11 protein-coding genes and 1 tRNA gene are annotated in these 11,553 nt (G+C 69.3%); 6 read left to right on the top strand and 6 right to left on the bottom strand.

The window, feature by feature from the left end; translation table 11 throughout:
- Positions 1–113: 113 nt before the first annotated feature.
- The 4 genes from A5787_RS19510 to A5787_RS19495 all read left to right on the top strand — a co-directional run bounded on the left by A5787_RS19510 (position 114) and on the right by A5787_RS19495 (position 3,992).
- A complete protein-coding gene (locus A5787_RS19510) occupies positions 114–386 on the top strand; it encodes a hypothetical protein (RefSeq protein WP_066969959.1) in 273 nt (90 codons plus the stop codon).
- Positions 387–664: 278 nt separating this feature from the next.
- Entirely contained in the window at positions 665–1,597 is a 933-nt protein-coding gene (gene cysK, locus A5787_RS19505; protein WP_066969958.1) for a cysteine synthase A, read from the top strand.
- Positions 1,598–1,599: 2 nt separating this feature from the next.
- Positions 1,600–2,283 (top strand): serine O-acetyltransferase, encoded by a 684-nt coding sequence (gene cysE / locus A5787_RS19500; protein WP_066969956.1) that lies wholly within the window; start codon positions 1,600–1,602, stop codon positions 2,281–2,283.
- Between the two features lie 62 nt (positions 2,284–2,345).
- Positions 2,346–3,992 carry an NAD-dependent malic enzyme gene (locus A5787_RS19495; protein WP_066969954.1) on the top strand — a complete coding sequence of 549 codons (1,647 nt, stop codon included), beginning with the start codon at positions 2,346–2,348 and terminating at the stop codon, positions 3,990–3,992.
- Here the strand turns inward: A5787_RS19495 and A5787_RS19490 are convergent.
- Both A5787_RS19490 and A5787_RS19485 read right to left on the bottom strand, forming a co-directional pair.
- Positions 3,989–4,606, bottom strand: a complete 618-nt coding sequence (locus A5787_RS19490; protein ID WP_066969953.1) for a muconolactone Delta-isomerase family protein — start codon at positions 4,604–4,606, stop codon at positions 3,989–3,991. The genes A5787_RS19495 and A5787_RS19490 overlap by 4 nt on opposite strands.
- A gap of 196 nt (positions 4,607–4,802) precedes the next feature.
- Positions 4,803–4,878 (bottom strand) — tRNA-Asn (locus A5787_RS19485).
- Positions 4,879–5,008: 130 nt separating this feature from the next.
- Between A5787_RS19485 and A5787_RS19480 the strand changes: the two genes are divergently transcribed.
- Complete coding sequence (locus A5787_RS19480) at positions 5,009–5,275, top strand: hypothetical protein (RefSeq protein WP_066970020.1); 267 nt, start codon at positions 5,009–5,011, stop codon at positions 5,273–5,275.
- On the opposite strand, the gene dnaG is transcribed toward A5787_RS19480, so the two are convergent.
- The 3 genes from dnaG to A5787_RS19460 are packed head-to-tail and all read right to left on the bottom strand — an operon-like array spanning position 5,250 to position 9,094.
- Complete coding sequence (gene dnaG / locus A5787_RS19475; RefSeq protein WP_066969949.1) at positions 5,250–7,172, bottom strand: DNA primase; 1,923 nt, start codon at positions 7,170–7,172, stop codon at positions 5,250–5,252. The two genes, A5787_RS19480 and dnaG, sit on opposite strands and share 26 nt — an antisense overlap.
- A gap of 26 nt (positions 7,173–7,198) precedes the next feature.
- Positions 7,199–7,801 (bottom strand): superoxide dismutase family protein, encoded by a 603-nt coding sequence (locus A5787_RS19470; protein WP_082977326.1) that lies wholly within the window; start codon positions 7,799–7,801, stop codon positions 7,199–7,201.
- A 15-nt stretch (positions 7,802–7,816) separates the two neighbouring features.
- A complete protein-coding gene (locus A5787_RS19460; protein ID WP_066969942.1) occupies positions 7,817–9,094 on the bottom strand; it encodes a deoxyguanosinetriphosphate triphosphohydrolase in 1,278 nt (425 codons plus the stop codon).
- 51 nt (positions 9,095–9,145) lie between these two features.
- On the opposite strand from A5787_RS19460, the gene A5787_RS19455 reads away from it, so the two are divergent.
- Positions 9,146–11,131 (top strand): TPM domain-containing protein, encoded by a 1,986-nt coding sequence (locus tag A5787_RS19455; RefSeq protein ID WP_066969940.1) that lies wholly within the window; start codon positions 9,146–9,148, stop codon positions 11,129–11,131.
- Positions 11,132–11,229: 98 nt separating this feature from the next.
- Here A5787_RS19455 and A5787_RS19450 read toward each other — a convergent pair whose 3' ends face one another.
- The gene (locus A5787_RS19450) at positions 11,230–11,514 is read right to left on the bottom strand and encodes a WXG100 family type VII secretion target (protein ID WP_066960736.1); all 285 of its coding nucleotides are present in this window, start codon (positions 11,512–11,514) and stop codon (positions 11,230–11,232) included.
- Positions 11,515–11,553: the final 39 nt, after the last annotated feature.

The raw sequence follows: 11,553 nt of genomic DNA, 5'->3' as shown, positions 1-11,553 counted from the left end.
GGAAACATCGCACACCCGCCGCCGAAACATCCCCGTCGCACGATTGCCTCGACTGGTTGCGTCGAGGAGGAACCGTGGGCGTGGCTCGGGAATGCGATGGGCCCGATCGGGTCATGAAAAGCGTCTGCCCGCTGCGGTGCCGGCTGCATCCCGAGGGCCGGGCGTCGGGCGCCGGCCAGGTCGCCTGGGCCGGGCTGCCCGTCAACCTCGACATGGCGTTCTCGAGGGCGCAGCGCGACAAGGTTTACGTCCAACACGTGATGCGCAGGCAGGGCAGCCAGCTGTGGCGGTGGGTACACGGCGACACCCAGGTCTGCGTCTGCGAAACCGCGGCCACGGATGGGGCCCCGAGCGCCGACCCGGCGAAGGACTACGTCAAACCGTAAAGCGTGAGCGCCGTTGAGTGGCAACGAGCCAGACCGGGCGCGACGTGCGGATGTCCTATAGTGGGGCTATGCAACAGGCCACACAGCCGCGCCTCGTCCTTACGCGCCGCCCCGCCGTGGATTCTTGTTGTCGTTGTTGTCGTTGATTCCTGACGGCTTCTGACGCCGAAACAGGCCCTGCGCGTTTGCCCAGGAAGAAAAAGGCCATCGAATTCGTATCTCCGGGTAGCCGACGAGCCCCGCACCAACCCGAACCGACACCGCCTAAGGAAGTTTTGATGAGCATCGCCGAGGACGTCACCCAGCTGATCGGCAATACGCCGCTGGTCCGGCTGCACCGGGTCACCGAAGGCGCCGTCGCCGATGTCGTCGCCAAGCTGGAGTTCTTCAACCCTGCCAACAGCGTCAAGGACCGCATCGGGGTCGCCATGCTGGACGCTGCCGAACAGGCCGGCCTGATCAAGCCCGACACGATCATCCTGGAGCCGACGAGCGGCAACACCGGCATCGCGCTGGCGATGGTGTGCGCGGCGCGCGGGTATCGCTGCGTGCTGATCATGCCGGACACCATGAGCATCGAGCGGCGGATGCTGCTGCGAGCCTACGGCGCCGAACTGATCCTGACCCCTGGCGCGGACGGGATGCCGGGCGCGATCGCCAAGGCCGAGGAACTGGCCAAGACTGACCAACGGTATTTCGTGCCCCAGCAGTTCGAGAACCAGGCCAACCCGGCGATCCACCGCGCGACGACGGCCGAGGAGGTCTGGCGCGACACCGACGGCAAGGTCGACATCTTCGTGGCCGGCGTCGGCACCGGCGGCACCATCACTGGCGTCGCCCAGGTCATCAAGGAGCGCAAGCCGTCGGCGCAGTTCGTCGCCGTGGAACCGGCCGCGTCCCCGGTGCTGTCCGGCGGGCAGAAGGGGCCCCACCCGATCCAGGGCCTCGGCGCCGGGTTCGTCCCGCCGATCCTCGACATGGACCTGGTCGACGAGGTCATCACCGTCGGCAACGACGACTCGCTCAACCTGGCGCGGCGGCTGGCCGCGGAGGAGGGCCTGCTGGTGGGCATCTCCTCGGGCGCGGCCGCGGTGGCGGCCCTGCAGGTGGCGCGCCGGCCCGAGAACGCCGGCAAGCTCGTCGTCGTCGTCCTCCCCGACTTCGGTGAGCGGTACCTGAGCACGCCGCTGTTCGCCGACGTGAAGGACTGAGCATGCTCGCAGCCGTGCGTCGGGACATCCGGGCGGCCCGGGAACGGGATCCCGCCAGGCCCACGTCGCTGGAGGTCATTTTCGCCTACCCGGGCGTGCACGCGGTCTGGGCCCACCGGATCAGCCACTGGCTGTGGCAGCGCGGCGCGCGGGTGTCCGCGCGGACGTTGGCCGAACTCACCCGCATCCTGACCGGCGTCGACATCCACCCCGGCGCCATCCTGGGCGCGGGCCTGTTCATCGACCATGCGACCGGCGTGGTGATCGGGGAAACCGCCGAGGTGGGCGAGGACGTCCACATGTATCACGGCGTCACCCTCGGCGGCAGCGGCGCCGACACCGGAAAACGCCACCCGACCGTCGGCGACCGGGTCACCATCGGCGCCGGAGCCAAGGTCCTCGGCGCGATCAAGATCGGCGACGACAGCCGGATCGGCGCCAACGCCGTGGTGGTCAAGCCGGTGCCGTCGGGCTCGGTGGTGGTCGGGGTCCCCGGGCAGGTCATCAGCCGCGCCGGGCGGGGCGCCCCGGACGACTCGATGATGCCCGACCTCGTCGGCGTCAGCCTGCAGTCCCTGCTCACCAGAGTGGCCAAGCTGGAGGCGCAGAACGACGGACCACAGAACGGCCGCGTGATCCGGCCCCCCGAGGCCGGGGTGTGGCACGGCGAGGACTTCTCCATCTGACTGCACCGGCCTTCGGATGTTCTTCAAGGTGCGTTAACCGCGATCGGCGCTACGGTTGCGTAATGAGCGATCCCTGCACTCCGCGGATCCCGACGGCGCTGGCGGCGCCGAGCCTGAATCGCGGGGTGGGCTTCACGCACGAGCAGCGGCGACGGTTGGGGCTCACCGGCAGGCTGCCGTCGGCGGTGCTCACGCTCGATGAACAAGCCGACCGGGTGTGGCATCAATTACAAAGCCTGGCAACGGATCTGGGTCGCAATCTGCTCCTCGAGCAGCTGCACTACCGGCACGAGCTGCTGTACTACAAGGTGCTCGAGGACCACCTGACTGAGCTGATGCCGGTCGTCTACACGCCCACCGTCGGTGAGGCCATTCAACGCTTCTCCGACGAATACCGTGGGCAGCGCGGGCTTTTCCTGAGCATCGATGAGCCGGAAGAGATCGCCGAGGCCTTCCGCACCTTCGGTTTGGGCCCCGAGGATGTCGACCTGATCGTATGCACCGACGCCGAAGCGATTTTGGGCATCGGCGACTGGGGCGTCGGCGGAATCCAAATCGCCGTGGGCAAACTGGCGCTCTACACCGCCGGCGGCGGCATCGACCCCCGCCGCTGCCTTGCGGTGTCGCTCGATGTCGGCACCGACAACGAACAGCTCCTGGCCGACCCGTTCTATCTCGGCAATCGCCACGCCCGGCGCCGCGGCGAGGAGTACGACGAATTCATCCGGCGCTACATCGAGACCGCGCACCAGATGTTCCCGCACGCGATCCTGCATTTCGAGGACTTCGGGCCGCTCAACGCGCGCAGGATCCTGCAGACCTACGGCGACCACTACTGCGTGTTCAACGACGACGTCCAGGGCACCGGCGCGGTGGTCGTGGCGGCGGTGTACGGCGGGTGCCATGTCACCGGGATCCCGCTGCACGACCAGAAGGTGATCGTCTTCGGCGCGGGGACTGCGGGAATCGGGGTGGCCGATCAGATCCGTGACGCGATGGTTGCCGACGGCGCCACCGCCGAGCAGGCCGCGTCTCAGATCTGGCCGATTGACAAGCAGGGCCTGCTCTTCGACGACATGGACGACCTGCGCGGCTTTCAGGTGCCCTACGCCAAGAACCGCCAACGGCTGGGCGTGGGCGCCGGGGACCGGGTCGGCCTGGTGGACGCGATCAAGCTGGCCTCACCCACCATCCTGTTGGGCTCGTCGACCGTGTTCGGCGCGTTCGACCAGAAGGTGATCGAGGCGATGACCGCCTCCTGCGAACGGCCGATGATCTTCCCGCTGTCCAACCCCACCTCGCGCATGGAGGCCATGCCGGCCGACGTGCTGCGGTGGTCGGAGGGCAGGGCGCTGATCACCACCGGCACTCCGGTGGCCCCGGTCGAATACGACGGCACCACCTACACCATCGGCCAGGCGAACAACGTGCTGGTGTTCCCCGGGATCGGGCTGGGCATCATCGTCGCCCGCGCCAGGCTGGTCACCCCGGGCATGCTGCAGGCGGCGGCGAGAGCCATTGTGCGCCAAGCTAATCCAACCAACGCCGGAGACTCGCTGTTGCCCGATGTGCAGAATCTGCGCGACATTTCCGCCGCGGTCGCCGAGGCGGTCTATCACGCCGCCGTCGACGACGGAGTGGCCGCCAGGAGGCATCCTGACGTCCGGCAGGCGGTCCTCGACACCATGTGGCGGCCCGTCTACGACTAGTCCCGTCCGGTGCCGGCCGGGTCGTTGGGATGCGCGGTCAGCGGCGTGGTTTCCACGCCCATCCACGGGCGCAGCGGCAGCGATTCCAGGATCGCCTCCATTCCCTCGGCGTCCGGCGCGCGCCACAGCCCCAGCGCGCGGGGCTCCCCCGGCTCGGGCAGCAGCATCCACAGCCGCTCCAGGTGCCCATGGTCGGCGAGCTCGCGGGCGCGCTCGGCCTCCCGGGACACGGCGTCGCTGACAACTTCCGGCGGGACGCCGCGCGGGACGCCGATGGTGATCGTGGTCAGGAACTCCGCGGCCCCGCGCGGGCCTTGCTCCGCGCGCCCGGCCGGATCGTTGGGGTGAGCGGTCAGCACCGTTACCTGGTCGGTGCGCCAGATGCGCAGCGGCATCGAGGCCAGCACCTCCTCGAGTTGGTCCTCGTGGTCGGCCGCGAACAGGCCGAGAGTGCGCCACTCACCGGGCTGCAGCGGCGGTCGCCACAGGCGCGACAGGGAGCCCTGCGCAGCCAGCTCGCGGGAGCAGGCGGCCTCGCGGGTCCGGACGTCGTCGACGACCTCCGCCGGCGTTCCCTCCGGCACTTGCGTGGTCATGGTGACGAGGAATTCCATGAACCCTCCATTGAGTTGTGCTCACAGTAAATTCACGGTGTCCCGGGCGCCAGGGGACGCCGAGCGGTCGCGACGGAGGCAGTGCGGGCTTCGAATGTGAATCCCGGACTTCGAGTGTGAGCTGGTGGCTGGATTCGGGCGATTTTCCCGCCCTGACTACATGCGCAAAGCCCAGAAGTCACACAACAGCCTGGCTTGGCTCCCCCGCCTGGACTCGAACCAGGAACCTATCGGTTAACAGCCGAACGCTCTGCCAATTGAGCTACAGGGGATCAACACGACCGCGGGACGACTCTAGCGTACTGGTTTGACCGCGCCCAACTAGCAGGATACGGGGATCGACGGCGCACGCACCCGGCCGAGTGAGGCAGGATGGAGCCATCGATCGTCGGGAGGAACGCTTTGATCCGGTATGTCGTGGTGCTGGGACTGGGTTACGTGTTGGGCTCGAAGGCCGGACGTCGCCGATACGAGCAGATTGTCGGCACCTATCGCGCGCTGACCAGCAGTCCCATGGCCAAGTCGGTGATCGAAGGGGGGCGCCGCAAGGTCGCCAACCGAATCTCCCCCGACACCGGCTTCGTGACGCTGGCCGAGATCGACGAGCAGACGGCCGTCGTCGAGCGGCCGGCCGAGCCGGCCCTCACACCGTCAGATCGTCCCCGCTAGCCTGCTCCAACAGGCTGCGCCGGTAGGCCTCCATGGCGACCAGATCGCCGAACAGCGCGTGGTACTCGTCGCCCTGCTCGATCGGCGACATGCGCTGCAGCTTGGACTTGACCTCGGCGATCTGCCGGCCCATCCAGACCTCCTGCAGGCGGGCCAGCACCCCGGCGATGTAGCGCGGTAGCTTCTCGTCGTCGACCGCGATGGCCTCGACCCCCAGCTCGCTGATCAGCCCCGCCGTCAGCGCCGAGGTGGTCCGCTGACGCACCGCGTCGATCCACTCCGCCCCGGTGACCCCGGTCGAGGTACCGCCGGCGGCCTCGATGGCCGCGCGGACGGCCGTGTATCCGGGGTGGGTGAAGCTCTCGACGGTCAGGGTGTCGAACACCGGGCCGGCCAGCGCCGGGTATTGCAACGCCGACTTGAGCGCCTCCCGCTGGGCCCACAGGATCGGGTCGCGGGGGTCGGGACGGGCCGCGGCGGGCTCGGCCCGCGTCGTGGGGGCGGGCTGCCGTTCGGCCCGGCGGGGCGGCTCGGATCCCGGCCCGCCCCGAGCCGGGGACCTGGACTTCTTGGCTTCGGTGCGCACCCGATCGATGACCTGCGGGACGTCGTCCCAGCCGACCCAGCCGGCGAGCTGGCGGGCGTACTCGTCGCGCAGCGTGGGGTCCTTGATCTGGCTCACCATGGGCACGCACCGGCGCAGCGCGTCGACCCTGCCCTCGGCGTTGTCCAGGTCAATTTCGCCGAGTGTGGTGCGAATGGCGAACTCGAACAACGGCGTTCGCCGCGCGACGAGGTCGCGCAGGGCGGCGTCACCGGCCTTCAGGCGCAGGTCGCAGGGGTCCATGCCGTCGGGTGCGACGGCGACGAAGGACTGTCCGGCCAGGTTCTGCTCGCCGCCGAACGCCTTGATCGCGGCGGCCCGACCGGCCGCGTCGCCGTCGAAGACGTAGATCAGCTCGCCGCGAAAGAAGCTGTCGTCCATCATCAGCCTGCGCAGCATGGCCAGGTGCTCGTCGCCGAACGCGGTGCCGCAGGACGCGACGGCGGTGGTGACCCCGGCCAGGTGCATCGCCATCACGTCGGTGTAGCCCTCGACGACGACGGCCTGGTGGCCCTTGGCGATGTCGCGCTTGGCCAGGTCGATGCCGAACATCACCGCCGACTTCTTGTACAGCACGGTCTCGGGCGTGTTGATGTACTTGGCTTCCATCGGGTCGTCGTCGAACAGCCGGCGGGCCCCGAACCCGATCACCTCGCCCGCCGCCGTGCGGATGGGCCACAACAGTCGCCGGTGGAAGCGGTCCATCGGGCCGCGGCGCCCCTCCCGGGACAGGCCGGCCGCCTCCAGCTCCTTGAACTCGAAACCCTTGCGCTGCAGGTGTTTTGTCAGCGAGTCCCAGCCGGAGGGGGCGAATCCGCAGCCGAAGTGGTGGGCCGCCGCGGCGTCGAAGTTCCGCTCTTCCAGGTATCGGCGGCCCGGCGCCGCCTCGTCGGACTCCAGCGCCGCCGCGTAGAACTCGGCCGCCGCCGCGTTGGCCGCGACGAGCCGGCTGCGGCTGCCGCGGTCGCGCTGCACGCTGGTGGCCGGACCGGTGTAGCTGATGGTGTGGCCGACCCGGTCGGCGAGCAGTTCGACCGCCTCGACAAAGGTGACGTGCTCGATCTTCTGGACGAACGCGTACACGTCGCCGCCCTCGCCGCAGCCGAAGCAGTGGAAGTGGCCGTGGTTGGGCCGGACGTGGAAAGACGGCGACTTCTCGTTGTGGAACGGGCACAGGCCCTTCAGGGAATCGGCGCCGGCCCGGCGCAACTGCACGTAATCGCCGACGACGTCTTCGATGCGGGCCCGTTCGCGGATGGCGGCGATATCGCGATCAGAGATCCGGCCGGCCATCGGCCCAGTCTAGGACGCCGGCTGCGTCAGCTCGTCCCGATGACCCCACACGCGATCCGATCCATCGCGTTGTCGGTGTTCTGCGCGCCGTGGATCATCAGGGCGGTCTTGTCGCCCGCGAGCAGCTGGTCCCTGGTGAACGCGTCGGTGGTGGTCACCAGATACGCCGAGCCGTCCTGGCGCACTTCGAGCATCGTCAGGTCGCCGCTCTCGGGCATCCCGGTGTGCCCGGGCGCCTGGAAGTGCCCGCCGGCGGACAGGAAGTTTCCGGGCGGACCCCCGCTCGGAGCGACCGAGTTGGGCTCGCATTTGCCGACCGAGTGGATGTGCATGTCGTGGAAGCCGGGCGCCAGCACGCCGCCCGCGACCGTCTTGACCGTGACGGTGGCATAACCGTTGCTGAAATCGAAGGTGGCCGTGGCGACTTCCTTCCCGTCGGCCGTCTTCAAGTTCGCGGTGAGCGATCCCGCGGCGGGCGCCGGACTCGACGTCGCCGAAGTCCCCGGGGAAGCGCTCTGGACCGGGGGCGTGGTGCCGGTCTGGCTGGTCGCGTGCTGGGGCGAGCTGCAGGCGGTCACGGCCACGACGGGAAGCGACAGCCAGACGGCGGCGGCGGCGAGTTTGGTCATGCCGGGAGCCTAACGCTACGCATTCGGCGGGCTGGTATCGATGCGCTCCAGTCGGCCCTCGGTGTAGGAGGCGATCTGGTCGACGACGACGCGCAGCCGGGCCCGGTCGTCGGCCGCGGTGGTGAACGCCGCAGCGTAGACGGGGTCAAGGGTGCCGGGCGCCCCGGCGTACAGCCAGTGCGCCACCCGGTGCACGCGTTCGCGCTGCCGGGCTTGGGTTTCCAGGTGCCGGGGGTCGGACATGATGAACTGCAGCGCCAGTATTTTCAGCAACGCGACCTCGGCGCGCACCAGATCGGGCACCTGCAGGTCGGCGCGGTAGCGCACCAACGGCCCGGGGCCGGCGACGGCGCGCGTGGTCGCGATCGCGGCCGAAGCGAACCTGCCGACCAATTCACTGGTCAGTCGCTTGAGCGCGACCGACGCCGCCAGGGTGGCGTCGTATTTGCCGACCGCGGCGACCACGGGCAGGCCCGACAGCCGTCGCGCCGCCGCCATGAAGTCCTCGGCGCTGACCCGGGAGAATTCGCTCTCCCCCAGCTTGGCCAGCGCGGCCGCCTCGTCATCGTCGGCGAGCACGCGCAGGTCGATGCGTTGGGAAACGACGCCGTCCTCGACGTCGTGGACGGAATAGGCGACGTCGTCGGCCCAGTCCATGACCTGGGCTTCCAGGCACGTCCGGTGCGCCGGTGCGCCGGTGCGAACCCACGCCGCCGGCTCGCGATCCTCGGCGTAGAAGCCGAACTTGCGCCTACCGTCGCCACGGCCCTCGTCGCGGGTCCACGGGTACTTGGTGACCGCGTCCAGGGCCGCCCGAGTGAGGTTCAGCCCCGCGCTATTTCCTTGCTCGTCAAGCACTTTGGGCTCGAGGCTGGTGAGGATCCGAAAATTCTGCGCGTTGCCCTCGAAGCCGCCGTGGGCGGCCGCGAACTCGTCGAGCGCGCGCTCGCCGTTGTGCCCGTAGGGCGGATGCCCGATGTCGTGGGCCAGGCCGGCGAGCTCGACGAGGTCGAGGTCGCAACCCAGCCCCACCGCCATTCCCCGCCCGATCTGCGCCACCTCCAGGGAGTGCGTCAACCGGGTGCGCGGGGTGTCGCCTTCCCGCGGCCCGACCACCTGCGTCTTGTCCGCCAGCCGGCGCAGCGCGGCGCTGTGCAGGACGCGGGCCCGGTCCCGGGCGAAGTCGGTGCGGTGCTGGCCTTCCGTGCCCGGCAGACCCGCAGTTTTCGGCGCTTCGCGCACCCGCCGCTGGCGGTCGAAGTCGTCGTATGGGTCCTGCTGTTGCGTGGTCACCTGTTAATCACCGAAGCACAGTCTGCCAGGGACGGCGGGATACATTGACCTATGCGCACTGCTCGACCGATCGGCGTGATGCTGGCCGTCCTCGCGGGTCTGTGCGGGGCGCTGCTGCTGGCGCCGCCGGGCGGCGCGCAACCGCCGTTTCCGCTGCCGGATCAGGTCACCGACAGCGCGAAGGTGCTGTCGGATTCCGGCCGCGCCGCGGTGACGTCGGCGACCGACAAGCTGTACGCCGACCGCCATATCCGGCTGTGGGTGGTCTACGTCGACAACTTCTCCGGGCAGAACGCGGAGGACTGGGCACGGCGCACCAGGGACGCCAGCGAGCTCGGCGACTACGACGCGCTGCTGGCCGTGGCCACCACGGGCCGGGCATACGCGTTCTTCGTCCCGTCCGCGATCAAGAGCGTCAAGGCCGGCCAGGTTGATCAGTTGCGCCGCACCAGGATTGAACCCGCACTGCACAACGGCGACTGGAGCGGCGCCGCGATCGCGGCGGCCAACGGGCTCAACACCTCGCCGCCTTCGTCGGGCCGCCTCTTTCTGCTGGTTGCATTGCTTGCCATCGCCCTTGCCGTCGCGGCCTTGCTGGTGGTGATGCGCTATCGCCGGCGCCGGCGGCGCGCCGCCGCGTTGACCGCGGCGCGGCGCGTCGACCCCACCGACGCCACCGCGCTGGCCGCCCTGGGGTTGGAGGCCCTCGACGACCTGTCGCGCTCGATGGTGGTCGACGTCGACAACGCGGTACGCACCAGCGCCAACGAGCTGGCCCTGGCGATCGATGAATTCGGCGACGAGCGGACCCAACCGTTTACCGAGGCGGTCAATAACGCCAAAGCGGCTCTGTCGCAGGCCTTTACCGTCCGTCACCAGCTTGACGACAGCACGCCCGAGACGCCGGAGCAACGCCGCGAACTGCTGACCCGGGTGATCGTCTCGGCGGCGCGCGCCGACCGCGAACTCGAATCACAGACGGAGGCATTCGAAAAGCTGCGGGATCTGGTGCTCAACGCCCCGTCGCGGCTGGGCGCGCTGACCGAACAATACGTCGAACTCACCAGCCGCGTCGACCCCGCGGAACAGCGGCTGGCCGAGTTGCGCAACGAATTCGACAGTACGGCATTGACTTCGGTGTCCGGCAATGTCGCGGGCGCCAAGGAGAGGCTGGCGTTCGCCGACCGCAACATCAGCACGGCCCGTGAGCTGGCCGGCCACGCCGAAATCGGGAAGCAGACGGGACTGGTGGATGCCTACCACGCCGCAGAATCGGCGCTCGGGCAAGCCCGAGCGCTGCTGGACGCGATCGACAACGCGGCCACGGACATCAGGCACGCCATCGCGACGTTGCCGTCGGTCGTCGACGACATCGACGCGGCCGTCCGACGCGTCGACGAGCAGCTGCAGAACGCGCCGAACGCGACTTCGGGTCATACCGCCGAGCTGACCGCGGCCCGCGACGCGGCGACCGGGGCGTTGGACTATTCGCGCAGCACCGGCGGTTCCGCCGATCCCCTCGGCGCATTCGCCCGGCTCGCCAAGGCCGGCGCCGCCCTCGATCGGGTCCTGGACGCCGTGGCCCAGGAGCAGGCGAACACCGAGCGGCTCAACCGGTCCTTGGAGCAGGCACTGTTTACCGCCCAGGCGCGGGTGCGCGGCGTCTCCGAATACATCGACACCCGTCGGGGCAGCATCGGCGCCGAGGCCCGGACCCGGCTCGCCGAAGCCGGACGTCATCTGCAGGCCGCGCAGGACAAGAGGGCGACCGACGTGACCGAAGCGATCGCGCACGCCAACGCGGCGTCGACGCTGGCCGCCCAGTCGCAGACCCTGGCGAATGCCGACGTGCAGCAGGCGCAACGCGCCTACGCCGGCCGCGGCGGCGGCGACACCGGCGCCATGATCGGCGGGATCATCATCGGCAACGTGCTCAGTGGAGCGATGCGCGGGGGGTTCGGCGGCTGGAGCCCCACGTCGTTCGGCTCGTCGGGCTCCTCCGGCGGCGGCCTGATGGGTGGCGGCGGCCGGTTCTGATCCCTAAAGACAAACCGACCCCCGGGCACCTAGTGCCCGGGGGTCGGCTTTGCACTACTCAACAGTGACGGCGGCGCGCCGCCGTCAGCCGGTTTCCGCTAGGCCCAGCTGGACCCGACGGCGCTGTCGGTGCTGGCCATGTTGCTGCCGGCGCTTTGCACCTTCTGGCCGTGGGAGTTGGCCTGCTCGTAGATCACCTGGAAGTTGCGACCCAACTGGGTGATGAACTCCTGGCAGGCCACCGAACCGGCGCCACCCCAGAAGTCACCAGCAGCCAGCACATCGCGAACGATGGCCTGGTGCTCGGCCTCCAACGACGCCGCCTGCGCGCGAATCGTCGCGCCATGGGCGTCGACGTCGCCAAACTGGTAATTGATGGTCATGTTTACGTCCTTTCGAGTCGTGAAAAGTTGGGGACGACA

It is taken from the genome of Mycobacterium sp. 852002-50816_SCH5313054-b (assembly GCF_001667185.1).
Taxonomy (GTDB): domain Bacteria; phylum Actinomycetota; class Actinomycetes; order Mycobacteriales; family Mycobacteriaceae; genus Mycobacterium.
This window is presented reverse-complemented; position numbering and strand designations above follow the sequence as displayed.